This is a genomic window from Rhodococcus sp. IEGM 1351 (assembly GCF_030056875.1).
Taxonomy (GTDB): Bacteria; Actinomycetota; Actinomycetes; order Mycobacteriales; family Mycobacteriaceae; genus Rhodococcus_F; species Rhodococcus_F opacus.
This window is the reverse complement of sequence record NZ_JASHKU010000010.1, coordinates 1-23,570: the sequence shown is the minus strand read 5'-3', so window position 1 is coordinate 23,570 and position 23,570 is coordinate 1. Positions and strand designations below refer to the sequence as shown.

The window sequence follows — 23,570 nt, the reverse complement described above, 5'->3', positions numbered from 1 at the left end:
GATCAGCCGAGGTCGAAGCGTGCGCCGAGCCGCATGCTGCCCGGGGCCAGGCGGCTCAGCGCACGCCCGAACTTGGCCTCGGGCGTGACGGGGACGACGGCCTTGTTGTGCTTGACGGCCCTCACGATCTGCGTCGCCACCCGGTCCGGGGTGAAACCGCGTCTGCGGTAGAGCTTGTCGGCCCGGTCCCGCATCTTCGTCTGCTCCTCCGGTGTGGCGCCGGCGAAGTCGGTGGCCTTGACGATGTTGGTGTGGACCAGTCCGGGACAGATGGCGCTGACGCCGATGCCGTGGTTCACCAATTCCGCACGGAGACAGTCCGACAGCATGAACACCGCGGCCTTGCTCGTCGCGTACGCGGTGAGTCGCTTCTGCGGCGTGAAAGCCGCGGCGGACGACAGGTTGACGATGTGCCCACCGGTTCCGCGGTCGATCATCTGCTGGGAGAACGCGCGGGAGCCGTAGACGACACCCCAGAAATTCACGTCCATCACCCGCTCGAAATCCTTCTGCGGGGTCTTCGTGAACGTGCCCGAATATCCGATTCCGGCGTTGTTGACCACGATGTCGGGGGTGCCGTGCTCGGCCTGCACCTTCTCCGCGAAGCGCTGCACCTCGTCCTCCACCGCGACGTCCACCTGATACGCGTGGGAGCCGCCGCCGAAGATGGCCACCGCACCGCCGCCCTTCATCTGGGCGGAGTTGATGAGATCGGAGGTCAGCTGCGCGGATTCGAGGTCGCGGTCGGCGACCACCACGACAGCGCCTTCGGACGCGAACGCCAGCGCGGTCTCGCGGCCGATCCCGCTGCCGCCACCGGTGACGACGACGAGAGTGCCGTCGAGGTCCCGCAGGCGGTGATGCTTCCGAGTACCGCTGCGCCAGCCTCTTACTTCGCCGAGAAGACTCATGTGACCATCTTGTCCGAGTACGGTCGTGTGTGTGCTGATCTGGTACGTCAGCTATGGATCGAACATGGCGACGACGCGTCTGACCTGCTACCTGCGTGGTGGTTGCCCGGCGGGGGGCAACCTCGTGCACACGGGCGCCCGTGACGCGAGCGCCCCCCGCGAGTCGGTACCGGTGGTGATACCCGGCTCGGTGTTCTTCGCGGGAGAGTCACGGATCTGGGGCGGCGGCCGCGCGTTCTACGACCCCGACGCGCCCGGCACCGTCGCGGCCCGCGCATTCCTGGTGACACAGGAGCAGTTCGAGGACATCCACGCGCAGGAACCCGCCTGCTACGACCGCCTGGTCACTCTCGGAGCCCGCCACGATGTTCCCATGTGCACGTTCACCACCCGGGCCCGCGGCGACGTCGTCGCCAGGAACGCACCGGCACCCGCCTATCTCGCGACCATCGCGGACGGTCTCCGTGAAGCGCACGGCTGGGACGAACCGAAGGTCACCGATTATTTGACGCGACTTCGGGTTTCCTAGCCGACCCAACTGTGCTTACGTGAGACGGGCCACACGAGGTGGCGTTCACGAAAGGGAGTCGATGTCCGATCTGCATGTCGTAGCGACCATTCCTGCCAAGCCCGGTTCCGAGGACACCGTCCGCGACGGACTGTCCGCGCTGGCCGCGGAGAGCCGCAAGGAAGAGGGCTGCATCTCGTACGAGGTGTTCGAATCAGCCGCGGTCGCGGGAACCTTCGTCACCGTCGAGGTGTGGACCGGTCAGGAGGCGGTCGACGCGCACATGAAGTCGCCGCACTTCCAGGCCGCGCTCGGGACGTTCGGTGAGCACCTCGCCGGGGCACCGGCGATCCACCCGCTGAAGCCGGTTTCCTAGAGTCGTAGTTCGTGACCACACCACTCACCAGCATCACCCCTGAAGGTCCCGTCCGCGGCGGTGTCGTCGTCATCCAGGAGGCGTTCGGCGTCACCGGGCACATCGTCGACGTCTGCCGCCGCTTCGCCGCCGCCGGGTACCACGCGGTCGCGCCGCACCTGTTCCACCGGAGCGGCGATCCGGTGCTGGAGTACGACGACATGAAGTCGGCGATGTCGTTGATCGGTGAGCTCACCGCCGCGCACATCGACGAGGACGTCGACGGGGCCGTCGCGACCCTGTCGGCGGCCTCGATCGACCCGCGGAACACCGCGATCGTCGGATTCTGCATGGGCGGAACGGTCGCGTTCCACACGGCGACGCGCCTCGACCTGGGGGCCGCAGTGAGTTTCTACGGCGGAGGCGTCGCGAACGGACGCTTCGGGTATCCATCGCAACTCGACGTCGCCGGGCAGCTGAGTACGCCGTGGCTCGGCCTGTTCGGCGACCGCGACAAGGGGATTCCGACCGAGGAAGTCGAGGAGCTGCGCGCCGCGTTCGCCCACGCGCCGGTGGACACCGACATCGTCCGCTACGCAGACGCCGAACACGGCTTCCACTGCGACGACCGTCCCGCCGTGTACAACGAGGAGGCCGCCCGGGACGGATGGGCACGAACGCTGCAGTGGTTCGGCACCCACGTCGACGTCACACGCGCCGCCGGAACCGACTGACCGCGGCCCCGCTCGGGTAGGCCTCCCGGTGGACGACATCGAAGTGGGTGGGCCGAAAGTCGCCGCCGAACATCGGAGTTCCGCGGCCGGCCACCACCGGATAGTGCTTGACGACCAGTTCGTCGATCTCCGGCAGGAGGGTGCCCGCGAGCTCGCCACCGCCCGCCACCCAGACGCCCAGCGCGCTGTTCTCGGCCTTGAGCTTCCGGACCTTCTCGAGCGGGTCGGCGACGATCTCGACGGCGGGATCGGGGCTTTCGGTCAGAGTGCGGGAAGCGACGTACTGACGCAAGTGCGCGTACGGGCTCGTGATGCCGACGGCCAGGGCGGGCTCGTACGTTGCGCGGCCCTGGATCACGGTGTCGAACTGCTTGTTGGCGCCGTCGACGCCGAACTGCTCCCGCAGGTGTGTCGGAATCGTCTCCGGGTATTCCTGCGCCATGAATCCGAGGATGTCGTCGTGCATCGGGAAGAAACCGATGTCGCCGTCCGGGCCGGCGATGAAGCCGTCGATGGTGATGCCGACGAAGTAGGTGAGGTCCCGCATGGTGTCCTTACTGGGGCGCTTCGGATAGGTGGTATGCCGTGAGGGCTGCGGGCATTCCCGGTCGGTTGCTGTGGGCGGTCGATCGTCTCGACGTGAATCCTCGCGATCGGATCCTAGAGGTGGGTTGCGGGCCGGGTGTAGCGATTTCTCTCGTCGCCGAGAAACTCGACGGCGGACGGATCACCGCGCTCGACCGATCGACGACGGCGATCGAACGGGCGGCGCGGCGCAACGACGCCCACGTCTCGACGGGGACGGTGGTGCTCCGGAACACCGACCTCGCCGGATTTCGTTGCGATCAGGCCTCCTTCGACAAGGCGTTCGCGGTCAACGTCAACGTGTTCTGGGTGCGTGACGCGACCGCCGAGATACGCGTCCTGTGGGAGGCGCTCCGACCGGGCGGAATCCTGCACCTCGTGTACGGCGGAGCGGTGTCCGTACACGACCGTGACAAGTCGCGGCGTGTTGCGGATACCGCCACGCGGGCTCTGGTTTCCGCAGGTTTCGACGTCGATGTCACGAACGGGAACCCGATGTGCGTCACTGGGGTACGGCCGAAAAGCGCCTGACGTGCCGTCCGGTCTGCTTCATGCGCGAGACCCGTGACCGAACCGTTATAGTCTGCGTCATGACTTCAGTTCTCGGTGTATCGGTAGGCGCCAGCGCGGTGCGCTTCGCGTGCCACGACGCCGTGACTCTCGAAACGCCGATCTTCCAATCGCGGTCGGTGACCGCAACACTCGAACGGCCGGAGGAACTGGCCGCCGAGTCCATCGGGACGGTGCTCGCCGAGCGCGACGAGACCGACGAGGTGCAGGCCATCGGTGTCGCGTACCAGGACGAGGCGCAGGCCGGTGCCGTGCAGGCCGCGATGGCCCGGCTCCAGATCGGCAACTTCCAGATGGTCCCCGAGGTGACGGCCGCACTCCAGATGCTCGAGATGTCCGGAGAACTCGGCGACCACTCGACGCTCGTGTTCTACGACCTCGGCAGTTCGGGTCTCACCGTCACCGTCGTCGACCGGGACACCGGCATGGTGCTGAGCAGTGCGCGTTCGGACCAGATCAGCGGCGATCTCGTCGACAGGCTCATCTGTGACAATCAAATCGAACTGCACCGCTTCGCGCACCCCGCCGACGCGGCATCCGCGCTCGCGCTCGCCGCGCGGTGCCGCGATGCGAAGGAACAGCTGTCCACCAACGGCGCGGTGTGCATGCCGGGCGAGGGCGGTCTTCTTCTCCTGTCGCAGGACAGTTTCGATTCGCTCATCGTCGGCCCGGTCGAGACGTCGGCGCGCCTGACCCGGGAGGTCATTCGCCGCTCGGGACGCCTCCCCGACGCCGCCGTGCTGATCGGCGGTGGCGCACATATTCCGTTGGTCACATCGGTGATGGAGTCCTGGCTCGACCTTCCGGTGATCGTCCCCGCGCAGCCGGAACTGGTGGCGGCGGAGGGTGCGGCCCTGCTGGCGCGTCCGACGTCCGACGAGTTCGTCGCGGCGGTGGCGCCGGACCACCCGTTCGAGCCGGAGTTCGAGCCCGAGCCGGAGTTCGAGCCCGAGTCCGAGCTGGAGCTCGAATCCGAGAGGGAGCCGGAGCCCGAGTCGCAGTCGGCACCGATCCGGAAGCGTCGTGGCCTCGTCCTCGCCGGAGGTGTCGTGGCCGTGGTCGCCGCGGTGGGTCTCGGACTCGGCGTCGGCACCGACCTCCTGCAGGGTGCGGAGGAGGACGCGCAACCGGCCGCTACGCAGTCGAACACGCAGGCGCCGGCAGCGCGGCAAGTGATACCGCCGCAGCCCACGACGACCGCGGAAGTGGCCCCGCCTTCGGAAGCCGCCCCGTCGGTGGTCGACGAGCAGCCGGTGATCCCGCCGCAGACCGAGGTGCGCACCACGTACCAGCAGCAGCCGCAGAGCCCGACTCGGGCGCCGGCGGCTCCCGAGGCACAGGGTGTCGTGCCGTCCGACGCGTCGTCGGCTCCGCCGACCACGCCGGAACCCGCTCCGCTCGTTCCAGGTCTGCCGCAGTTTCAGCTCCCGACGATTCCGCCGCCCGCGCCGCTCCCGATGCCGGAGTTTCCCCGGATACCCGGACTCTGAGCGCATATAACGAAGGTGGAGGCCGCGAGCCCCCGACACGCGTTCCGTGATCAAACCGTTATAGTCGTTCCATGGTTTCAGTTCTCGGTGTATCGGTGGGTGCCAGCGCTGTGCGCGTGGCGTATCCGGACGACGAGGGGGCCGTCTTCCGGTCATTCCCGGTGGACGCCGCGAGCGAGCACCCGGAGCACGTGGTTGCCGACGCCATCGGAACGGTGATGGCCGAGCGCGCCGCCGACGACGTGCAGGTCTTCGGTGTCGCGTACCGGGACGAGGCGCAGGCCGCTGCCGTGCAGGCCGCGATCGACTGCCGGCTGGTCCCGGAAGTGACGGCCGCGCTCCGCATGCTCGAGGCGTCGGGACAGCTCGGCGACCATTCGACGCTCGTGTTCTACGACCTCGGCAGCTCCGGCCTCACCGTCACCGTGGTCGACCGACTCACCGGCACGGTGCTCGGGACGGCTCGCACCGACGAGATCAGCGGCGACGTCGTCGACCGGTTGATCCGCGACCACCAGCTCGACGAGAAGCGCATTGCGCCACCGGCCGATGCGGCCGCGGAGTCGGCGCTCGACGCCCGTTGCCGTCGCGCCAAGGAAGAGCTGTCGACCAACAGCGCGGTCTGCGTGCCCGGCGACGGCGGCCTGCTCCTGCTCTCGCAGGACATCCTCGACTCCCTGATCGTGCGCCACGTCGAGGCGTCGGCGCGCCTGGCCCGCGAGGTGATCGAATCGTCCGGGCGGGCTGCCGACGCGGTGGTTCTGATCGGGGGCGGCGCGCATATTCCGCTGGTCGCGTCTCTGATGGAGTCGTGGCTGGCGCTCCCGGTGATCGTGCCGGCGCAGCCGGAACTGGTGGCCGCGGAGGGCGCTGCGCTGCTGGCACAGGAGCACTCGGGCACGTCGCACCGCATCGGCGCCGGGGGATTCGCCAAACCCGTGATCCGCGGTGGCGCGCTGGCGGGCGGTGCGCTGGCCGTCGTCGCCGTGATCGGTCTCGGCCTCGGCGTCGGTGGCAGCCACCTGCAGAGCTCTGACGGCGGCGCACGCCCGGTCGCCACTCAGCCGAGTGACGCGGAGGTGTCCCCATCGCCCGCACCGGCACCCGTGTCGGCGCCACCGCCGTCCGCCGCGGTGTCGGTTCCGGGACCGGCCGAGGAGGAGGCGAGCGTGCCGGAGCCCGCTCCCGCGCCTGCCCCCGCCCCGCGCCCACTCATTCCCGGTCTGCCGCAGATTCAGCTGCCGACACTTCCGCCGCCCCCGCCGCTCCCTCCGCTGCCGCGGATTCCGGGCCTCTAGCGGCTCGACGGGTCGAGGCTGTCCCCGTTCGCCTCGACCTCCCGGACCGCCACGATGTGGTCCATGTGCTCGGCGCCCCAGGCGCCGAGCGGTTCGAGGGAGCGGTTGAGGGAGACTCCGAGTTCGGTCAGCGAGTATTCGACCTTCGGCGGAACCTGGTGGTAGACCTCGCGATGCACGATGGCGTCGGCTTCGAGTTCCCGCAATTGCTGGATCAGCATCTTCTCCGATATGCCGGGTACCAGGCGCTTGAGGTCGCCGAACCGCTGCTCACCGGTGTGAAGGGCCCACAGGATCAGCACCTTCCATTTGCCGCCGATGACGTCGATCGCCGCATCGATTCCGCAGGAGTAGGGACGTTGCTGTCGGCGCATGACGCTCCTCACTGACTTTTTGGTAAGTACCTGACTTTGAAGTGGGTACTTGTCGAGTGTAGTGCGCGCGCTGAGACTGGAGAAGGCGTTGCTCCGCAGCGTTGCCCGGTCACTCGGGCACGGACTTCCGAAAGCGAATCATGCCTGCACAACTGCCTTCCGTCACCGTCGTCGGGCTCGGGCCGATGGGCCGCGCCATGGCCGGAACGCTCCTCGATCACGCCGTGCCGGTCATGGTGTTCAACCGCACCGCGTCACGCGCCGACGCCGTCGTCGCGGCAGGTGCCCGCCGCGCGACCAGCGCGGAGGACGCGCTCGACGCCGCCGATCTGGTGATCGTCAGCCTCACCCACTACCGGGCGATGTACGACCTGCTCGAACCCGCCGCCGACCGGCTCGCAGGCAAGGTCCTGGTCAACCTCAGCTCCGACACTCCCCGCGAGGCCGAGCGTGCTGCCGCGTGGGCCGCCCGGCACGGCGCCGAGTTCCTCACCGGAGGCATCATGGTTCCGGCCACGCTGGTCGGCGACGACACGGCGTACGCGTTCTACAGCGGACCGCGCGCGGTGCTCGACCGGTGGTCCGACACGCTCGGGCTCCTAGCGCGGCCGGAGTACGTCGGAGCCGATCCGGGTCTGGCCCTGCTCTGGTACCAGGCGCTGCTCGATCTGTTCATGACCACGCTGGTCGGCGCGAGTCATGCGGCGGCACTGATGAAATCTGCCGGGGTGCAGGCAGGGACGTTCCTGCCCTATGCCTCCGACCTGCTCGCGCAGATGCCGTTCTTCCTCGAGGGCGCAGCCGAGGAGATCGACCGACGGGAGTACCCCGACGTCGGCGCGAGCCTCGCGATGATGGCCGCTGGAATCGATCACATCACGGTCACCACCGAGGACGCGCAAATCGACTCGCGACTTCCGGCGGCGGTCAGGGAGCTGTACCGGCGTGCCCTCGACCTGGGTTTCGGCAGGCACGGTTCGGGCAGCGTGTACGAGGCGATTGTCGCGCCGTCGCAGTCCGCCCGGGGTGTCGCATGACCGGCACCGACGTCACGGTTCTCGGGCTCGGCGCCATGGGACGGGCTCTTGTGGTCGCGCTGCTGCGAGCAGGGCGCACGGTCACCGTCTGGAACCGCACGCCCGAGAAAACAGACACGCTGGCGAACTCCGGTGCGCACCCGGCCGAGTCGGTGTCCGTGGCGGTGCAGGCCTCGCCGCTGGTGCTCGTCTGTGTGGTCGACGACGAGACGGTGCACGAGCTGATCGAGCCCGTCGCCGGCGACCTGCGTGGACGAACGCTCGTGAACCTGACGACGACCACGCCCGAGCAGGCGCGTGCGATGTCGCGGTGGGCCGGCGCGGCGCGAGTGGAGTACGTCGACGGCGGCATCATGGCGGTGCCCGACATGATCGGGGGCGGCGACACGTTCGTGCTTTACAGCGGCGCGGCGGAGGCGTTCGACAGGAATCGGCCGGTGCTGGAACTGTTCGGGCGTGCGGTATTCGTCGGCGACGACGCCGGCGCTGCGGCGATGTACGACCTCGCGCTGCTCGGCGCGATGTACGCCATGTTCGCCGGGTTCGAGCAGGGCGCCGCGATGGTTCGAGGCGCCGGCGGCACCGCGGGGGAACTCGCCGCAATGGCGGCGCCGTTCCTTCAGGCGATGACCGGAAGCTTCGCGGAGTTCGCGGTCGGAATCGACACTCCCGCGCAGTACGAGCCGGTGCAGAGCGCGGAATTCACCGCGGCGGCAATCGACACGGTCGCACGTGCGGGCGCCGAAGCGGGCGTGCCGACCGCTCTGCCGATCGCCGTGCGTGCGGTTCTCGCGGGTTCTATCGACGCAGCATGTCCCTGACGTGACCGGTCTCGTTGACCGACGCCACCCGCCGCTCGCCGCTGCGGGAGACGAGCACCCGGGTCACGGACACGTACTCGATCGGGAACACGAGGGGTCGGTCGAGCCCGAGCAGTTGCTGCAGGAACACGTTGATGACACCGCCGTGGGCGAATACCGCGACGGTGTCCTCGTGGCCGGACTCGTCGACGATGCGGCCGAGGGACTCGAACACCCGCGCGCGGAACGCGTCGGCGTCGACGGACTTCGGGAACTCGCCGGCCCGAATCCGGGCGAAGGCCTCCGGCGCCCGTGCCTCCGCCTCGTGGAACGGGATGTAGTGGTCGAGGTCGTAGTCGTACTCCGCGAGGCCGACGTACTCGGTGACGGGAAGGTTGAGGGCCTCGGCGACCGGCGCCGCCGTCTCGAGTGCGCGGCGCTGCGGGCTGCTCACGATCCGGGCGATGCGGTACGGGGCCAGCGCGGCAGGCAGCCGCTTGGCCTGGGCGTGACCTTCCTCGGTCAGTGCGGGGTCCGCGCGCCCGTCGGACGCGGTGACGAGCTCGGGCAGCGCGTGGCGGATCAGTAGCAGTTGCACGTCGATCAGCTTGCCAGCTCCCGCACCAGCGCCGCGATCTGGCCGGGCTGATCGATCATGGCGTGGTGGTGCGCGGGCCGCACGACGCGGAACGCGGCGCCGAGGAATTCCGCGAACTGCCTCTGCATGCGGATCCACGCCGACCCCCAGGGCGTCGGGCGTCCGGTGTGGGCGGCGGCCACGACGACGGGTGCCGTCATCGTCGTGGTCTCGCGCAGCGCGGCCAGCTCCTGGGCCAGCGCCGGGTACGACGCGTTCTCGACGATCGAGGACTCGAGGTACGCGGGCTCGCGGTAGATCCGCTCGACCCATCGACGGGTGCCCGGCGCGATCCCGCCGGGGGGTGTCGAGTGGTTCAGGACCCGGCGGACCGTGGGGCCCAGGAGGCGTTGCAGCCCCACCCTGCTGGCCGTTCGGGCCGCTCGTCTGCCCATCGTGACACGCCATCGGGTCGGGATCACGCGGTGCGGGTGGGCCGTGACGGTGGCGTCCAGCAGGATCACGCCGCCGGTTCGGTCGGGGTACAGCCGGGCGAAGGCCTCGACGTAGATGCCGCCGAGCGAGTGGCCGACGAGCACCGCGGGGGTGGTCACGGAAAGCGCGTCGAGAACGTCGGCGATTCTCGCCGCCTCGCCACGGGCGGACGGACGCTCGGCGGACGGGGGACTGAGTCCGTACCCGGGACGATCGATCCGCACCACGAGGCAGGTCTCGGACAGCAGTTCGACCACCTCGTCCCAGTCGAACCAGTTCCCGCCCAGGCCGCCGTAGAGGACGACGGGTGGGCCCTCGCCGTCCACCACCACGTGCACTCCCGCGACCATTTCCCCAGGACGTTTCACGTGGAACCAGCCCTTTCCGGGGTGACGTGAATCACGCTGAGCGCCACGAAGATCAGCCATCCGCAGAAGGCGAGCAGCTGGACGCGCTGACCGAGTCCGAGCCAGGCGTCCTGTTCGCCGCGGAGTCCCGCGGCTGTCAGCGTCCATACCGTGCCGCCGACGAACACCGTCGCCACGGCCACGCCGGAAACTTTCAACCAGGTCGGCCACTGGTAGCGGAACGCGGCCAACAGGAACGCGAGGGAAGACACCACGCCTCCCGTCGAGGCGGACGCGCTGGTCACGGCGTGCAGGTCGTGGGTGAGCGGCAGGTGCCCGGCGGCCTCACGCGCAGCGCAGACAGGGTCGTTGGTGGCCGCGCAACTCATCGGCAGGCGCGAATCGGCGATGGTCGCGAGCGCGAACACGATCAGCGCGATCCACCCGACCGCCGTCACCCAGCCCTGCGAGTACCGCGACAGTCCCAGTACCCCGGCCACGGCGACGACGCATCCGGTCAGCAGGTCGCCGGTGCGGAACCAGAATCCGTACGGCTGGTCCGCGGCGGCGAGTTCGCTCGCGAACCCCCGTAGCGGATCGATTCCGGTGTCGAGGACGAATTCGAGCAGCCACGACGCGTAGCCGACGGCGCCGAGGATCAGCAGCGCAGCGACGGCGACCCGGCCACGGGAGGTCATTGCCTCGGCTTGGCCAGGGGGAACGCGAGGGTTTCACGGATGCTGCCGCCGGTGATGAGCATGACCACCCGGTCGACGCCCATGCCGAGCCCACCGGTCGGGGGCATGGCGTGTTCGAGGGCCTGCAGGAAGTCCTCGTCGAGTTCCATCGCCTCCTCGTCACCGCCGGCGGCGAGCATCGACTGCTCGGTGAGCCGGTTCCGCTGGTCCACGGGGTCGGTGAGTTCGCTGTACGCGGTGCCGAGTTCGATGCCCCACGCGACGAGGTCCCACTTCGCGGCGACCCCCGGAATCGTGGGGTGCGGCCGGGTGAGCGGTGACATCGACGTCGGGAAATTGGTGTAGAAGGTGGGGAATTCGGTGTAGTCCTCCACCAGGTGCTCGTACATCTCCTGCGCGACGGCGCCGGCGTCCCAGGTGGACTGGTACGGGATCTCGTGCTCGTCGCACAGCCGTTGCAGTTCCGCGAGGGGCGTCTCGGGTGAGACGTCGACGCCGAGCTTCTCGGCGACCGCCTGGTGCATCGTCTTGACGGGCCATTCGCCGGAGATGTCGACCTCCACCAGCGTGCCGTCGGGGCCGGGCCGCATGATGATCTCGCGTCCGTACGCCGCCGTCGCCGCGGTCTGGATGAGCTCCCGGGACAGCACCATCATCTTCTCGTAGTCGCTGTGCGCCTCGTACGCCTCGAGGATCGTGAACTCCGGGTTGTGTTTGAAATCGACGCCCTCGTTGCGGAAGACGCGGCCGATCTCGAACACCTTCTCCATTCCTGCGACGCACAACCGCTTGAGGTACAGCTCCGGTGCGATCCGCAGGTACAGGTCCAGGTTGTAGGCGTTGATGTGGGTCAGGAACGGGGCCGCGTTGGCGCCGCCGTGCACCTGCTGCAGGATCGGGGTCTCCACCTCGAGGAAGCCGCGGCCGCCGAGCGAATCGCGCAGCGATTTCACGACGGCGCTGCGGGCCTCGAGCAGGCGGCGGGCATCGGAGTTGATGGCGAGGTCGACGTACCGCTGCCGGACGCGGGTCTCCGGGTCGGACAGGCCCTTCCACTTGTCCGGCAGGGGGTGCAGGCACTTGCCGGTCATGCGCCACTCGTTCGCGAGCAGCGACAGCGCTCCGCGGCGGCTGTATCCGATGACGCCGGCGACCTCGACGAGGTCACCGAGGTCGAACTCGGCGGCGAACGCCCGGATGCGATCGGTGCCGACCCGGGCCTCGTCGACGAGGATCTGGATGTCCCCGGACCAGTCCCGGACCACCGCGAACACGACACCCCCGTAGTCGCGGATCCGGAGCAGGCGCCCTGCGATTCGGACCGTCGTTCCCTCCGGCGACTCCACGGCCTCGGTCACCGTGTGCGTGGGCGGATACGCGACCGGGTAGGGGTCGATACCCTGTTCGGCGAGGTCGGCCAGTTTGTCGAGCCGGACGCGGACCTGCTCGGGACGTTTCGGTCCGGTCGCGGTCGGTGCGACGCCTTCGCCGGGTGCGCTGCCGTCGGAGTGCAGTCCTTCGGCGGCGACGAGTGCGGCGGGGACCGCGGCGTGGGTGCCGGTGTGCTCGATGGCGTCCCGGGTTCCGGAGCGGCCGAACCGGGGCAGGGTCACGAATCCTTCCGCGACGGCCGACGCGAATCCGACGCGCAGCAATTCCCGGTTGTCCTCGAAGCAGAGGAACCGCGGCACCCATTCCGGCTGGTACTTCACGTTGGAGCGGTAGAGCGCCTCGAGCTGCCACCAGCGGGAGAAGAAGACGAGGATCGAGCGCCAGATCCGCAGGATGGGTCCGGCCCCGATGCGGGAGCCCTCCTCGAAGACGGAGCGGAACACCGCGAAGTTCAGTGACACCTTGGTGATGCCGAATTGGTCCGAGGTGGTGGCCAGTTCGGACACCATCAGCTCCACCACCCCGTTGGGCGAGGTCGGCTTGCGGCGCATCAGATCGAGCGAGACACCGGTCGGTCCCCACGGCACCAGCGACAGGATGCCGTCGATCTCGCCGTCCTCGGCGACCGCCTCCACCAGCAGGCAGTCGCCGTCGAGGCGGTCACCCAGCCGGCCGAGGGCCATGGAGAAACCGCGCTCGGTCTCGGTGTCGCGCCACGCGTCCGCGAGCCGGATGGCTTCGGCCATCTCCTCCGCGGGGACGTCCCGGTGTCTGCGGATCCGGACGGTGACGCCCTGACGCCGGACGCGGGTGACGGCTTGGCGGACCTGCCGCATGTCGCGTCCGCTGAGGTTGAATTCGCGGGTGCGGAGGATGGCTTCGTCGCCGAGCTGGAGCACGGTGAGACCGGCCTTGTTGTAGGCGGTGGCGCCGGTTTCGCTGGCGCCCATCACGGCGGTGGCCCAACCGTATTGGGACGCGAGTGCCTGCCACTCCTCGATCGCATGGGGCCACGCCTCCGGGTCGCCGATCGGATCGCCACTGGCCAGGCACACGCCGAGCTCGACGCGGTAGGTGATGGCCGCCTTCCCGCTGGGCGCGAACACGACGGCCTTGTCGCGGCGGGTGGCGAAGTAGCCGAGGGAGTCGTCCGCGCCGTACTGCAGCAGCAGCCCGCGCAGCGCCGATTCGTCGTTGCCGGTGAGTGCGTTGTGGGAGCGCTGGGCGCGGAACAAGGTGATGACGGCGGCCAGCAGCGCCATTGCGCCGAACAGGCCGAGGAGGGTGTTGACGAATCCGTGCGGGCGCCCACTGAATTGTTCGTTGTCGGCCGCGGCGAGGGCGGTTACGCGGTTGAGCGCCCACAGGAAACGTTCACCCTGCGGCAGCGTGCCGGGGAAGAGTTCGACGAGCGCCCAGCCCACGAGGGTGCCGATCGCGAGACCGACGATGAGCACGCCGAGGGCTTTCCAGCCCGCCCCGCGCCGGACCCGCGTGTAGAACTCGGGCCGGGCCGCGATGAGAATGCCGATCAGCACCACCTGGACCACGGCGGCGACCATCGCGTTCACGTTCCGGTCGGTGATGCTCACGATCACGTTGGTGATCAGGATCAGAACCAGATAGATCGTCAGCAGCCACCAGGCGATGCGTTTGCGGCTCGCCAGCGCCGCCGCGAGCAGCGCGACCACCAGAGCCCACGACAGGCTGGTGTCCGGAGCGTCGAAATAGTAGGTGTCGACGTATTCCCGCGGCACGTGCACGTAGTAGCGCAGTACCGGCGAGATGCTCCACAGGAACACGAGCACCGAGAAGACGCCCAGGATCAGTCCCGCGATGTGGGGAACCTGGTGCAGGCGCCCGTTCTTCGAGCCGAGTACGGGTCGGGGCCGTGGTGCGGTGCGGACGGCCGCCTCGGACGCGTGGTGTGTCTCGGTGCTAGCTGACATCGAGCGTTTCCTTCCCGGCGAGAGATACGTACCGATCACGGGAGACAGGTGTTCCAGTGTTCAGTGTGAGCCGTCGGGCCGCGATTTGGGTCAAGAGGGAAGATAGAGGCATGTCCGACATCCACGACGCCGTCCCGATCCGCGACGAATCCATCCGTCTCGGCCAATTCCTCAAGCTCGCCAACCTCATCGAGTCGGGTGCGGAGGCGAAGGAAGTGATCGCCGACGGACTCGTGTCGGTGAACGGTGACGTCGAGGTGCGGCGGGGGCGGCAGTTGCGGGACGGGGATGTCGTGGAGATCGGTGGGATGACGGCTCGGGTGAGTTCTCAGTCCTGACGGTCGGCGGTCGCGAACCTCTGCAGGAACAGCGCCTCGGCGACGGCGAGATTCTCGATTTCGCCGGGATCCACACTTTCGTTGGGGGCGTGGATGAGGCAGCGCGGTTCCTCCACCCCGATCAGGGCGATCTCCGCTGTCGGGACGACGGCGGAGAAGACGTTGCACAGCGGGATGGAGCCGCCCTGCCCGACGGTTCCGAGTTCCTTCCCGAACGCCTCCTCCATCGCAGCGCCGAGGGCCGCGTATCCGGGGCCGTCGGTGGTCGCGCGGAACGGGGAGCCCACCGCTTCGCGTTCCACCGTCACCCGCGCATTCCACGGGGCGGCGTTCTCGAGGTGCGCGGCGAGCGCGTCCTGCGCCTTCTGCGGGTCCATACCGGGTGGTACCCGCAGGTTGAGGCGCGCCGATGCGCGCGGCTGGATGGCGGCGGCCGAGCCGACCACCGGCGGGCAGTCGATGCCGAGGATCGTCAGGGCCGGCCGGGCCCACACGGCGTCGGCGACGGAACTCGAACCGGCGAGACGCACACCGTCGAGCACGCCGGCGTCGGTGCGGAACTGCGCCTCGGGGTAGTCGACGCCCGTCCACTTCTGGTCCGACTCGAGCCCGTCGACGACGGTGTTGCCGTCCGCGTCACGCAGGGTGGCGAGCATCTGGACGAGGGCGGCCAGCGCGTCGGGGGCGGGTCCGCCGAACATGCCCGAATGCACCTCCCCGGTCAGGGTCTCGACGTGGACCACGACGTTCGCGATGCCGCGCAGCGTTGTGGTGACGGTCGGGCTGCCGACCGCGGCGTTTCCGGTGTCGACGACGAGGATCATGTCGGCGTCGAAGAGTTCGGGCCTGGCCTCGACGAGGTTCTCGAGCCCGCCGGTGCCCATTTCCTCGGATCCTTCGGCGACGATTCTGATGCCGACGGGGAACGGGGTGCCGAGTGCGCGCAGCGCCAGCAGGTGCATGACGATGTTGCCCTTGCAGTCGGCTGCGCCGCGCCCGTACCAGCGGCCGTCCCGCTCGGTGAGGGTGAAGGGGTCGGTGTGCCAGAGCTTCTCGTCACCGGGCGGTTGAACGTCATAGTGGCAGTAGAGCAGTACCGTCGGGGCCCCGTCCGGCGCGGGCTGGTGTCCGACGACGGCGTGTGAACCGTCGGACGTCTCGAGCAGTTCGACGTGTCCGATCCCGGCTCCGATGAAGGCGTCCCTGACCCACTCGGCGGCGCGAACGCATTCCTCCGGTGGGAACTGCCGCGGATCGGCCACCGACCGCATGGCCACCAGTTCGGCGAGTTCGTCACGCGCCGTGGGCATCAGCGCGGCTACTGTGGAACGGATTTCGTCGGACATCAACGCCTCCTCGGGGTTCCCCTAATTCTCGTCCACGAGTTTCGGATCGGCGACGGCGGACTCGAAATTCGCCGACCTGTCCGGGCAGTGCACGGCGATCACCAGTCGCTCACTTCGACGATGGAGTCCGACGAACGCGGCGGCGAGGACGGAATACAGGATCCAGTGGGTGTTTTCGGGTCTCTTGTGCAGGTCGTCGACCGGGGCGGTGTTCACGGACTGGTCGTCGGGGCCCATACGACCGGATGTGGTCATCACGCCTCCTCCGCGAGCGGGTCGGCCGCCAGTCCTGTTTCCAGGACGGTGTGCGCAGCGCGAACATCAGCCGGTGCACCACGAGATACACCTGCGTGGTGATGGCGGAGAGAATCCAGTACGCGAAGATTCCGAGGACCAGCCCCATGGCGACGAACATCGCGCGAGGGAATTCGCTCGCCGGTCGCCGCAGACTGGAGACGTGCACGGCGTTCACCGGTCCAGAACAGGGTGACGATGATGATGGCCGTGTACAGGCCGTTCGCGGCGAGCGCCGGATTGATCACGTACGCAAAGGTGCTCGCGACGTAGGCCAGGAGCGTCGGGTAGTAGAAGCAGGAAGACGATGGCGGGGACGACATACAGGAACACGCAGGCCAGCCCGTACACGGCCATCGAGTTCGCCCTCCGTGGGAGCGGGTCGTGCGAACGACCGCTGAATTCCTCCGGATTATTGCGTCGGCGGTCGGAGCCTCGCAGCGGTTCGGCATCGAGAGATACCGAACCGCCGCTCGGTTCTCGCCGGATCAGCGGACGACGACGCCGTCCTGATCGCTGTAGACGGTCTCGCCGGGATTGAACGTGACGCCGCCGATCTCGATCGGGACGTTCTTCTCACCGGAGCCGGTCTGGGTGCTCTTGCGGGGATTGGTGCCCAGCGCCTTGACGCCGATGTCGAGGGTCTTCAGGATCGCCGAGTCGCGGACCGCACCGTTGACGATCACGCCTGCCCAGCCGTTGTCGACGCCGCGTCCGGCGATGATGTCGCCGACCAGGGCGGTGTGGATGCTGGCGTCACCGTCGACCACCAGGACGCCGCCGTGGCCGGGCTCGCCGAGGGTCTGCTTGACCAGCAGGTTGTCCTGGAAGCACTTGATGGTGGTGATGGGGCCGGAGAACACTTCACGGCCGCCGAACTGGATGAACTGCGTGTCGCAGCTCCGGATGTCGGGTCCGATCTCGTCTGCCAGGTCAGCGGTTGCCACGGGTTCAGTCATACGCGTCAGGATAGAGGGCCGGCGCTGGGAGAATGCGGGCCATGACCATTGCAGTGACAGGAGCCACGGGGTCGATCGGCGGCAAGGTGCTCGAGCGGCTCGGCGGTGGCGCCGGGGTCCGGCTGATCGGGCGGAACGCCGAGCGGCTCGAGCCGCTGGCCGAGCATTTCGACTCCGCGTTCTCGGTGGCCACGTACGCCGACGGTCCGGCGATGACCGCCGCGCTGGACGGCGTCCGGCTGCTGTTCCTGGTCTCGGGTCACGAGAGCGCCACTCGCCGCGAGGAGCACCGCACCGTGGTGGACGCCGCCCGTGCCGCCGGGGTGGAGCGGATCGTCTACCTGTCGTTTCTCGGCGCGGCGCCCGAGTGCACGTTCACCTTCGGCCGCGACCACTACTTCACGGAGCAGCACATCCGGGAGAGCGGGCTGAAGTACACGTTCCTGCAGGACAGCTGGTATCAGTCGATGATCCCTCTGATGGCCGACGATCAGGGCGTCATCCGGGGACCCGCCGGGGACGGCCGGGTCAGCGCGGTGGCGCCCGACGACGTCGCCGATGCCGTGACGGCGGTCCTCACCACCGGCAACGGCGACCACGACGGCGTCACCTACCGGCTGACCGGGCCGGAGGCGTTCACCCTCAATGAGGCCGCCGAGACGATCACGAGGGTGACCGGACGTTCGGTGCGTTTCGAGAACGAGACTCTGGACGAGGCGTACGCGTCCCGCGCCCACTTCGGGGCGCCGGACTTCGAGGTCGCAGGGTGGGTGACCTCGTACGCAGCGATCGCGGCCGGTGAGTTGGCAGTGGTGACGGGGGACGTCGAGGCGCTCACCGGGCGGCCGCCGCAGACCTTCGCCGACTATCTGAACAGCTACACTTGACCCGTCCTGGCATAGCGAGCGGTAGATAGGTCTTTGATGGTCAGCTCATCCAAGGGTGCGACGCCCACCGAGGTCGGCAACGCAGCGGACTGGCGCCGCCTCGAACCCACGAAGTTGACGCCGATCCTCAGCGCCTCCCTCGACGCGTTCTACGAACACGGTTTCCACGGCACGTCGGTGCGCGACATCGCCCGCCGAGTCGGTGTCACGGTACCCGCCCTCTATTACCACCACGAGAACAAGGAGGCCGTTCTCCTGGCGCTCCTGGAACTCTCCACCAGCGACGTTCTCGAGCGCGCCCACGCCGCGAGCGCCGACGGCGGCGACGATCCCGTGCAGCGACTCGCGAACGTCATCGAGGCGATCGTGTTGCGGATGACCATGCGATCCCGTCTGGCGGCCCTCGAGAGCGAGGTGCGCTACCTGAGCCCGGAGAACCGGCAGCGTTACCGCACCGTCCGCAAGGGTGTGGAGGAACTGGTCCTCGAGATCGTCAAGGAAGGCAAGAAGAGGGAGCTCTTCGACGTGTCGGATGCCGCGGAGACGACGCGGGCACTTCTCGGTATGTGCCAGTCGATTCCGCGCTGGTATCACGCCGAGGGCAAGCTGACCCCGGACGCGGTGGCCCGCAAGTACGTCGAGATCGCGATGAAGACGGTGGGATCCACCGAGGCTCCCGTCAAACCGAAGAAGAGGCGCACCGCCGGCGTCTGACCGGCGATGCGCCTCGGCAGGTTCCGGTGGTCAGCTACCCAGGCCCAGCCCCGGTGACGCGACGGCGTCGAACTGCGTCGTCGTCTCGGCGGGTGTGCCGTTCGGTGGGGCGTAGGTGAACACGGCGGTGTAGCGGCCGGCCTCGTGCGTCCGGATCGCTGCCGTCCCGGCACCGAGGGTGAGTGGGATGGTTCGCGTGTTCACGTCGCCGTCGGGCTCGGTGATCTCGAGTTCGACCGGAGTGGATCCGTCGGTGCCGGTCGGCGTGGGCGTGACCAGCGCGCCGAGCGTCACCAGATTGTTGGCGTAGACGGTCCCGAGCGGCGGAACGACGGAGATCTGATAGGTGGTTGCGGCGGTTGCCGTGGGCGCCAGAGCGAGTGAGGCCGCTCCTGCCAGTGCGGCAATGGTCAGGGTCCCTCGCGAGAAGTGCACAAAATCCCTTCCTGTCGACGGTCTCTACGCGCAGCCACGTTACGGCAGAACCGCGTGATACCCGCCGCCATTCGCCGTGTGTCCGAGAATAGTTCGAACACAGGGCTTTCCGTCGATCACACCTCCAAAGCGGTTCAGGATGCGGTGTTTTCCCGCGCGACCGTACCGTTGGTGTGCTGTACGGGGCAGGTTCTGGGGAAGGTGCCCAGTTTCTCCACTTCGTACCCGGTCGGGTAGCTGCGAATGTTGGGGAGGTCGCGGGCGAACTTGGGCTCGGTGCGCACGGGGTAGAACCGGACGAGGCGGGCGCGGGCCTTCAACGCACCCCGCGACAGAGTTCGCGCGAGGCGGGACGGCCGACGGTAGGCGAACGCGTCGAGCAGCGGATCGTCCATGAGCGCCCAGGAGAATCGCTTGATCAGGGCGGCGGGCGCAAGGTTGTTCGGCGGGAACGTGCAGAGCAGGTCGAGTGTGGAGTCGGCGACGGCGCGGCCGCCCTCGTCGAACAGGAAGTGTTCACGCTCGTAGTCGTCGAGGAATTTCTCGAACGCCTCGAACGTCTCGGGAATCTGCTTGATGCCCATGTACTTGCCGAGCGCGCGGTAGTAGTTGGTGGATCCGACGATCTCGTTGCGGGTGAGTTTCCGCCAGCCGAAGTCGTCGATCCAGCGCACCGGGGTCACCACGAACGTCGACAGCACGTAGCGCATGTCGTCGTTGGAGATGTCGTAGGAGCCGTGCATCTGGTTCATCCGGCGGATCCCGGCGCGACCGGGATCGCTGGTGAGGCCGTGCTCGAGGACGGCATCGAGGATCAGGCCGGTGTCGTCGTAGCGCTTCTGCACGCGTTCGGTGAATTCACCCGTCTCGAACAGCAACCGCCCGATGGTCGGTACGGCGTACGTCCGGAACAGCGCGAAGCTGAGGGCCTGGTTGATGTCCCAGGGAAATTCCTGCGTGGCGAGAATGCGAGCGATCTCTTCGTACTGCGTCTCGGGATCGAGTCGGTCGGTCCGGCGACGTAGATCGAAGCGTTTCATGGGTTTCACTTCCTGCAGCGGCTGTGACGGAGGGTCCACGTGATTTAGCGATCGTTCAGACGACTCGACTGTAACGCCGTTCACAGTGCGACGCCAGAGTGGCATTATGCAAACACATGGCGCGAAATTCACCGCAGACCGACCGGATCGTAATGCTGACGGAACTCCTCGCGGACGAACCGGAGACGCCCCGTAGCCTCGCCGACATCGCCCGGCACCTGGGTGTCGCGAAGGCGACCTGCTACCCGATGGTCGTGGCCCTGACCGAGGCGGGGTGGCTCATCCGGCACCCCACCCGCAAGACCTACCGTCTCGGTCCCGCGCTCATCCCCATCGGACGTGCAGCGACGACGGCCGCGGACGTCGTCGACCTCGCGCGGTCGGTGATGCACGAACTGGCCGACGCGTCGGACATGGCGTCCATCGCGTTCGTGCAATCGGGAAGCGACGTGGTGGTCGCCGAGGTGGTGCAACCGGTCGGGGGACGCCGCGGAACCCTGGGCCTGCGGCTCGGCGACAAGGTGCTGCTCGCGCCGCCCATCGGTTCGGGGATCGCGGCCTGGTATCCGCCGGAGCAGCGCGAGGAATGGTATGCCCTCGGCGGGCAGAATCTGGGTGTCGAGGTGGACGTGCTGCGGGCGACGTACGAGCCGGCCCTCGCGCTCGTCCGGGAGCGCGGATACGCGATGGAATGCATGGAGCAGCAACAGCATTCGCTTGCGGATGCCGTGTCGGAACTCCGCGGTCGCGGTGTGGGCGGGCATCGCTCGACCGTCGCGCTGCGAGAGGCCCGCACACTGTTGTCGGCGGATGCCGTGGTCGGTGACATCGACCCGGAGGGCAGTTACCAGCCGCTGTCGATCAATGCCGCGGCATTCGACCGTGACGGTGAACCCGCAGTCGTACTGTGTGTCGCCGACGCGTCCCGGCCGATGTCGGGTGTGCGCACGGCGGAGATCGGTGAAATGGTCCGGGACGCCGCGGCGCGGGTGACGGCCGCCATGCACGGCCGCCACCCGTGAGTACTTGTCAACCGCGGGCGGTTGACAAGTACTCACACGCTATTTCAGTTCTGCCAGGACGGTGCCCTGGGTGATGGCGGCGCCGGGTTCGACGGCGAGGCCGGTGACGGTGCCGGCCTTGTGGGCGTTGACGGGGTTTTCCATTTTCATGGCCTCGAGGACGGCGATGAGGTCGCCCTCGGCGACTTGTTGTCCTTCTTCGACGGCGACCTTGACGACGGTGCCCTGCATGGGGGCGGTGACGGCGTCACCGGAGGCGGCGCCGCCGTGGGCGCCGCCGCGGGTGCGGGCCTTGGGCTTCTTGCGGACCGCCCCGGGGGCGGTTCCGGCGCCGGTGCCGAGGGTGAACTGTCCGGGCAGGGACACCTCGACGCGGCGGCCGCCGACCTCGACGACGACGTTCTGCCGGGGCCCGGACTCGTCCTCGTCGATCGGCTGGTTACCGGTGAACGGTTCGATCTGGTTGTCCCATTCGGTTTCGATCCACTTGGTGTAGACGTCGAAGGTGGTGCCGTCGCCGATGAAGGCGGGGTCGGCGACGATGGCCCGGTGGAACGGGATGACCGTGGCCAGTCCTTCGACCTGGAATTCGGCGAGGGCGCGGCGGGCGCGGGCCAGGGCCTCGTCGCGGGTGGCGCCGGTGACGATGAGCTTGGCGAGCATGGAGTCGAACTGGCCGCCGATCACGCTGCCGGTTTCGACGCCGGAGTCCATCCGCACGCCGGGGCCGGTGGGCGGGACGAACTTGGTGACCGGGCCGGGGGCGGGCAGGAAGCCGCGGCCGGCGTCCTCGCCGTTGATGCGGAATTCGAAGGAGTGCCCGCGGGGGGTGGGGTCCTCGGTGAGGTCGAGGTGTTCGCCGTTGGCGATCTTGAACTGTTGCAGGACCAGGTCGAGGCCGGCGGTTTCCTCGGTGACGGGGTGTTCGACCTGCAGGCGGGTGTTGACCTCGAGGAAGGAGACGGTGTCGCCCTGGACGAGGTATTCGACGGTGCCGGCGCCGTAGTAGCCGGCCTCCTTGCAGATGGCCTTGGCGGAGGTGTGGATGCGGTTGCGTTGGTCGTCGGTGAGGAACGGGGCGGGGGCCTCCTCGACGAGTTTCTGGAAGCGGCGTTGCAGGGAGCAGTCGCGGGTGCCGGCGACGATGACGTTGCCGTGCTGGTCGGCGATGACCTGGGCTTCGACGTGGCGGGCCTTGTCCAGATACTGTTCGACGAAGCATTCGCCGCGGCCGAACGCGGCGACGGCCTCGCGGGTGGCGGAGTCGAACAGTTCGGGGATTTCCTCGATGGTGTGGGCGACCTTCATGCCGCGGCCGCCGCCGCCGAACGCGGCCTTGATGGCGACGGGGACACCGTATTCCTTGGCGAAGGCGACGACCTCGTCGGCGTTGCGGACCGGGTCCTTGGTGCCGGCGGCCATCGGGGCCTTGGCTTTTTCGGCGATGTGCCGGGCGGTGACCTTGTCGCCGAGGTCGCGGATCGATTGCGGGGAGGGGCCGATCCAGATCAGGCCGGCGTCGATCACGGCCTGGGCGAAGTCGGCGTTTTCGGAGAGGAAGCCGTAGCCGGGGTGGATGGCGTCGGCGCCGGACTTTTTGGCGGCGTCGAGGATTTTGTCGAACACCAGGTAGGACTCGGCGGAGGTCTGCCCGCCGAGGGCGAATGCTTCGTCGGCCAGGCGCACGAACGGGGCGTCGGCGTCGGGTTCGGCGTAGACGGCGACGCTGGCCAGGCCGGCATCGGCTGCGGCCCGGATCACCCGCACTGCAATCTCACCGCGGTTCGCGACGAGCACCTTGGAAATACGTGCACTACTCATCGAAATGTCTTCCCTTTTCTACAGTTTCAGTAGCCTGCGTTGACCAGGACGGCAGCGGCGGCTACTTGCCGACGCAGAATGAGGGCGGGAGTGCCCCACGAATCGTTATCGACCGCGGGCGCTTCCGCCGCGGAACCGGACGAGGCGATCGCAGCGAACACTGCGAGCACCGCGGCGATGTCCGTGTCGCTCGGGTTGCCCGTGAACGTCACGGCCGGCGCCGCCGGCGGCTCTTCGGCGATGCCGGCGCCCAGCTCGTCGAGCACCTCGTCGACAACCAATTCCGCCGCGGTCATAGGGGGATGTTCCCATGCTTCTTGGGCGGGAGGGTGACCATTTTGCGTTCGAGTAGGCGCAGGGCGGCCACGATCTGTCCGCGGGTGTGGGACGGGGGGATGACGGCGTCGACGTAGCCGCGTTCGGCGGCGACGTACGGGTTGACGAGGGTGTCTTCGTATTCCTGTTGCAGTTGCAGGCGCAGCGCGTCGACGTCGTCGCCGTTCTTGGCGGCTTCGAGGAGGCGTTTGCGGTAGACGAACCCGACGGCGCCGGAGGCGCCCATGACGGCGATCTGGGCGGTGGGCCAGGCGAGGT

At 68.4% G+C, this 23,570-nt stretch carries 27 protein-coding genes and 1 pseudogene; 12 read left to right on the top strand and 16 right to left on the bottom strand.

Translation table 11 applies throughout. From position 1 onward, the window contains the following. Positions 1-2: 2 nt before the first annotated feature. Positions 3-911, bottom strand: a complete 909-nt coding sequence (locus QM806_RS18790) for an SDR family NAD(P)-dependent oxidoreductase (protein ID WP_005263403.1) — start codon at positions 909-911, stop codon at positions 3-5. 31 nt (positions 912-942) lie between these two features. Between QM806_RS18790 and QM806_RS18785 the strand changes: the two genes are divergently transcribed. The 3 genes from QM806_RS18785 to QM806_RS18775 all read left to right on the top strand — a co-directional run bounded on the left by QM806_RS18785 (position 943) and on the right by QM806_RS18775 (position 2,508). Further along, positions 943-1,440, top strand: a complete 498-nt coding sequence (locus tag QM806_RS18785; protein WP_005263402.1) for a hypothetical protein — start codon at positions 943-945, stop codon at positions 1,438-1,440. 61 nt (positions 1,441-1,501) lie between these two features. Continuing rightward, complete coding sequence (locus tag QM806_RS18780) at positions 1,502-1,795, top strand: putative quinol monooxygenase (protein WP_005249047.1); 294 nt, start codon at positions 1,502-1,504, stop codon at positions 1,793-1,795. Positions 1,796-1,806: 11 nt separating this feature from the next. Then, the gene (locus tag QM806_RS18775; protein ID WP_283292407.1) at positions 1,807-2,508 is read left to right on the top strand and encodes a dienelactone hydrolase family protein; all 702 of its coding nucleotides are present in this window, start codon (positions 1,807-1,809) and stop codon (positions 2,506-2,508) included. Here QM806_RS18775 and QM806_RS18770 read toward each other — a convergent pair. Further along, positions 2,483-3,055, bottom strand: coding sequence for a dihydrofolate reductase family protein (locus QM806_RS18770; protein WP_054247544.1), 573 nt, complete (start codon positions 3,053-3,055; stop codon positions 2,483-2,485). The two genes, QM806_RS18775 and QM806_RS18770, sit on opposite strands and share 26 nt — an antisense overlap. A 38-nt stretch (positions 3,056-3,093) precedes the next feature. Between QM806_RS18770 and QM806_RS18765 the strand changes: the two genes are divergently transcribed. The 3 genes from QM806_RS18765 (at position 3,094) to QM806_RS18755 (ending at position 6,451) form a co-directional block, all read left to right on the top strand. After that, positions 3,094-3,624 carry a class I SAM-dependent methyltransferase gene (locus tag QM806_RS18765; protein ID WP_133985839.1) on the top strand — a complete coding sequence of 177 codons (531 nt, stop codon included), beginning with the start codon at positions 3,094-3,096 and terminating at the stop codon, positions 3,622-3,624. Positions 3,625-3,683: 59 nt separating this feature from the next. Continuing rightward, complete coding sequence (locus QM806_RS18760) at positions 3,684-5,153, top strand: DUF7159 family protein (RefSeq protein WP_283292405.1); 1,470 nt, start codon at positions 3,684-3,686, stop codon at positions 5,151-5,153. A gap of 71 nt (positions 5,154-5,224) precedes the next feature. Then, entirely contained in the window at positions 5,225-6,451 is a 1,227-nt protein-coding gene (locus tag QM806_RS18755) for a DUF7159 family protein (protein ID WP_054247541.1), read from the top strand. On the opposite strand, the gene QM806_RS18750 is transcribed toward QM806_RS18755, so the two are convergent. After that, positions 6,448-6,825, bottom strand: coding sequence for a winged helix-turn-helix transcriptional regulator (locus QM806_RS18750; protein ID WP_007301385.1), 378 nt, complete (start codon positions 6,823-6,825; stop codon positions 6,448-6,450). The genes QM806_RS18755 and QM806_RS18750 overlap by 4 nt on opposite strands. Before the next feature lie 140 nt (positions 6,826-6,965). On the opposite strand from QM806_RS18750, the gene QM806_RS18745 reads away from it, so the two are divergent. Both QM806_RS18745 and QM806_RS18740 read left to right on the top strand, forming a co-directional pair. Then, entirely contained in the window at positions 6,966-7,862 is an 897-nt protein-coding gene (locus tag QM806_RS18745; RefSeq protein WP_054247540.1) for an NAD(P)-dependent oxidoreductase, read from the top strand. Next, the gene (locus QM806_RS18740) at positions 7,859-8,683 is read left to right on the top strand and encodes an NAD(P)-dependent oxidoreductase (protein ID WP_054247539.1); all 825 of its coding nucleotides are present in this window, start codon (positions 7,859-7,861) and stop codon (positions 8,681-8,683) included. The genes QM806_RS18745 and QM806_RS18740 overlap by 4 nt, the downstream gene beginning before the upstream one ends. On the opposite strand, the gene QM806_RS18735 is transcribed toward QM806_RS18740, so the two are convergent. From QM806_RS18735 to lysX, 4 genes are read right to left on the bottom strand one after another with little or no spacing between them, the layout of a single operon-like run. Then, entirely contained in the window at positions 8,661-9,260 is a 600-nt protein-coding gene (locus tag QM806_RS18735) for a histidine phosphatase family protein (protein ID WP_120660033.1), read from the bottom strand. The two genes, QM806_RS18740 and QM806_RS18735, sit on opposite strands and share 23 nt — an antisense overlap. A gap of 5 nt (positions 9,261-9,265) precedes the next feature. After that, positions 9,266-10,084, bottom strand: a complete 819-nt coding sequence (locus QM806_RS18730) for an alpha/beta fold hydrolase (protein ID WP_349307603.1) — start codon at positions 10,082-10,084, stop codon at positions 9,266-9,268. A 14-nt stretch (positions 10,085-10,098) separates the two neighbouring features. Continuing rightward, positions 10,099-10,779 (bottom strand): DUF998 domain-containing protein, encoded by a 681-nt coding sequence (locus tag QM806_RS18725; RefSeq protein WP_054247538.1) that lies wholly within the window; start codon positions 10,777-10,779, stop codon positions 10,099-10,101. Beyond that, the gene (gene lysX, locus QM806_RS18720; protein WP_283292396.1) at positions 10,776-14,120 is read right to left on the bottom strand and encodes a bifunctional lysylphosphatidylglycerol synthetase/lysine--tRNA ligase LysX; all 3,345 of its coding nucleotides are present in this window, start codon (positions 14,118-14,120) and stop codon (positions 10,776-10,778) included. The genes QM806_RS18725 and lysX overlap by 4 nt, the downstream gene beginning before the upstream one ends. A 110-nt stretch (positions 14,121-14,230) precedes the next feature. On the opposite strand from lysX, the gene QM806_RS18715 reads away from it, so the two are divergent. After that, on the top strand, positions 14,231-14,458 hold the full coding sequence (locus QM806_RS18715; protein ID WP_120660031.1) for an RNA-binding S4 domain-containing protein: 228 nt from the start codon (positions 14,231-14,233) through the stop codon (positions 14,456-14,458). Here the strand turns inward: QM806_RS18715 and QM806_RS18710 are convergent. The 4 genes and pseudogenes from QM806_RS18710 to rraA form a co-directional block, all read right to left on the bottom strand. After that, positions 14,449-15,804, bottom strand: coding sequence for a dipeptidase (locus QM806_RS18710; RefSeq protein ID WP_120660030.1), 1,356 nt, complete (start codon positions 15,802-15,804; stop codon positions 14,449-14,451). The two genes, QM806_RS18715 and QM806_RS18710, sit on opposite strands and share 10 nt — an antisense overlap. Before the next feature lie 21 nt (positions 15,805-15,825). Beyond that, on the bottom strand, positions 15,826-16,059 hold the full coding sequence (locus QM806_RS18705) for a hypothetical protein (RefSeq protein ID WP_054247535.1): 234 nt from the start codon (positions 16,057-16,059) through the stop codon (positions 15,826-15,828). 100 nt (positions 16,060-16,159) lie between these two features. After that, positions 16,160-16,470: pseudogene (locus QM806_RS41705) on the bottom strand (hypothetical protein); the annotation flags it as partial. 116 nt (positions 16,471-16,586) lie between these two features. Continuing rightward, positions 16,587-17,057: a ribonuclease E activity regulator RraA gene (gene rraA / locus QM806_RS18695; protein ID WP_120660029.1), complete on the bottom strand. Its 471-nt coding sequence runs from the start codon at positions 17,055-17,057 to the stop codon at positions 16,587-16,589. Positions 17,058-17,098: 41 nt separating this feature from the next. On the opposite strand from rraA, the gene QM806_RS18690 reads away from it, so the two are divergent. After that, positions 17,099-17,944 carry an SDR family oxidoreductase gene (locus QM806_RS18690; protein ID WP_133985842.1) on the top strand — a complete coding sequence of 282 codons (846 nt, stop codon included), beginning with the start codon at positions 17,099-17,101 and terminating at the stop codon, positions 17,942-17,944. Positions 17,945-17,980: 36 nt separating this feature from the next. Further along, positions 17,981-18,658, top strand: coding sequence for a TetR/AcrR family transcriptional regulator (locus QM806_RS18685; RefSeq protein WP_005263375.1), 678 nt, complete (start codon positions 17,981-17,983; stop codon positions 18,656-18,658). 30 nt (positions 18,659-18,688) lie between these two features. Here QM806_RS18685 and QM806_RS18680 read toward each other — a convergent pair whose 3' ends face one another. Then, positions 18,689-19,093 carry a hypothetical protein gene (locus tag QM806_RS18680; protein ID WP_005263374.1) on the bottom strand — a complete coding sequence of 135 codons (405 nt, stop codon included), beginning with the start codon at positions 19,091-19,093 and terminating at the stop codon, positions 18,689-18,691. A gap of 134 nt (positions 19,094-19,227) precedes the next feature. Beyond that, the gene (locus tag QM806_RS18675; protein WP_133985843.1) at positions 19,228-20,133 is read right to left on the bottom strand and encodes an oxygenase MpaB family protein; all 906 of its coding nucleotides are present in this window, start codon (positions 20,131-20,133) and stop codon (positions 19,228-19,230) included. Between the two features lie 116 nt (positions 20,134-20,249). On the opposite strand from QM806_RS18675, the gene QM806_RS18670 reads away from it, so the two are divergent. Beyond that, positions 20,250-21,155, top strand: coding sequence for an IclR family transcriptional regulator (locus QM806_RS18670; protein WP_133985844.1), 906 nt, complete (start codon positions 20,250-20,252; stop codon positions 21,153-21,155). A 39-nt stretch (positions 21,156-21,194) separates the two neighbouring features. Here the strand turns inward: QM806_RS18670 and QM806_RS18665 are convergent, their stop codons facing one another. From QM806_RS18665 to QM806_RS18655, 3 genes are all read right to left on the bottom strand, one after another. Further along, the gene (locus QM806_RS18665; RefSeq protein WP_283292389.1) at positions 21,195-22,976 is read right to left on the bottom strand and encodes an acetyl/propionyl/methylcrotonyl-CoA carboxylase subunit alpha; all 1,782 of its coding nucleotides are present in this window, start codon (positions 22,974-22,976) and stop codon (positions 21,195-21,197) included. A gap of 26 nt (positions 22,977-23,002) precedes the next feature. After that, positions 23,003-23,272 carry an acyl-CoA carboxylase epsilon subunit gene (locus QM806_RS18660; RefSeq protein WP_005265720.1) on the bottom strand — a complete coding sequence of 90 codons (270 nt, stop codon included), beginning with the start codon at positions 23,270-23,272 and terminating at the stop codon, positions 23,003-23,005. Beyond that, on the bottom strand, positions 23,269-23,570 hold a 302-nt coding region (locus tag QM806_RS18655; RefSeq protein ID WP_283292387.1), incomplete at its 5' end, for a carboxyl transferase domain-containing protein. The genes QM806_RS18655 and QM806_RS18660, both read right to left, overlap by 4 nt.

Excerpts from the sequence above, each read along its gene's own strand:
- QM806_RS18740 (WP_054247539.1), top strand. The coding sequence starts at position 7,859 with ATGACCGGCACCGACGTCACGGTTCTCGGGCTCGGCGCCATGGGACGG.
- QM806_RS18685 (WP_005263375.1), top strand. The coding sequence starts at position 17,981 with ATGGTCAGCTCATCCAAGGGTGCGACGCCCACCGAGGTCGGCAACGCA.
- lysX (WP_283292396.1), bottom strand. The coding sequence starts at position 14,120 with ATGTCAGCTAGCACCGAGACACACCACGCGTCCGAGGCGGCCGTCCGC.
- QM806_RS18710 (WP_120660030.1), bottom strand. The coding sequence starts at position 15,804 with ATGTCCGACGAAATCCGTTCCACAGTAGCCGCGCTGATGCCCACGGCG.
- QM806_RS18660 (WP_005265720.1), bottom strand. The coding sequence starts at position 23,272 with ATGACCGCGGCGGAATTGGTTGTCGACGAGGTGCTCGACGAGCTGGGC.
- QM806_RS18730 (WP_349307603.1), bottom strand. The coding sequence starts at position 10,084 with ATGGTCGCGGGAGTGCACGTGGTGGTGGACGGCGAGGGCCCACCCGTC.
- QM806_RS18725 (WP_054247538.1), bottom strand. The coding sequence starts at position 10,779 with ATGACCTCCCGTGGCCGGGTCGCCGTCGCTGCGCTGCTGATCCTCGGC.
- QM806_RS18675 (WP_133985843.1), bottom strand. The coding sequence starts at position 20,133 with ATGAAACGCTTCGATCTACGTCGCCGGACCGACCGACTCGATCCCGAG.
- QM806_RS18780 (WP_005249047.1), top strand. The coding sequence starts at position 1,502 with ATGTCCGATCTGCATGTCGTAGCGACCATTCCTGCCAAGCCCGGTTCC.
- QM806_RS18755 (WP_054247541.1), top strand. The coding sequence starts at position 5,225 with ATGGTTTCAGTTCTCGGTGTATCGGTGGGTGCCAGCGCTGTGCGCGTG.
- rraA (WP_120660029.1), bottom strand. The coding sequence starts at position 17,057 with ATGACTGAACCCGTGGCAACCGCTGACCTGGCAGACGAGATCGGACCC.
- QM806_RS18770 (WP_054247544.1), bottom strand. The coding sequence starts at position 3,055 with ATGCGGGACCTCACCTACTTCGTCGGCATCACCATCGACGGCTTCATC.
- QM806_RS18745 (WP_054247540.1), top strand. The coding sequence starts at position 6,966 with ATGCCTGCACAACTGCCTTCCGTCACCGTCGTCGGGCTCGGGCCGATG.
- QM806_RS18750 (WP_007301385.1), bottom strand. The coding sequence starts at position 6,825 with ATGCGCCGACAGCAACGTCCCTACTCCTGCGGAATCGATGCGGCGATC.
- QM806_RS18690 (WP_133985842.1), top strand. The coding sequence starts at position 17,099 with ATGACCATTGCAGTGACAGGAGCCACGGGGTCGATCGGCGGCAAGGTG.
- QM806_RS18790 (WP_005263403.1), bottom strand. The coding sequence starts at position 911 with ATGAGTCTTCTCGGCGAAGTAAGAGGCTGGCGCAGCGGTACTCGGAAG.
- QM806_RS18705 (WP_054247535.1), bottom strand. The coding sequence starts at position 16,059 with ATGACCACATCCGGTCGTATGGGCCCCGACGACCAGTCCGTGAACACC.
- QM806_RS18760 (WP_283292405.1), top strand. The coding sequence starts at position 3,684 with ATGACTTCAGTTCTCGGTGTATCGGTAGGCGCCAGCGCGGTGCGCTTC.
- QM806_RS18715 (WP_120660031.1), top strand. The coding sequence starts at position 14,231 with ATGTCCGACATCCACGACGCCGTCCCGATCCGCGACGAATCCATCCGT.
- QM806_RS18670 (WP_133985844.1), top strand. The coding sequence starts at position 20,250 with ATGGCGCGAAATTCACCGCAGACCGACCGGATCGTAATGCTGACGGAA.
- QM806_RS18665 (WP_283292389.1), bottom strand. The coding sequence starts at position 22,976 with ATGAGTAGTGCACGTATTTCCAAGGTGCTCGTCGCGAACCGCGGTGAG.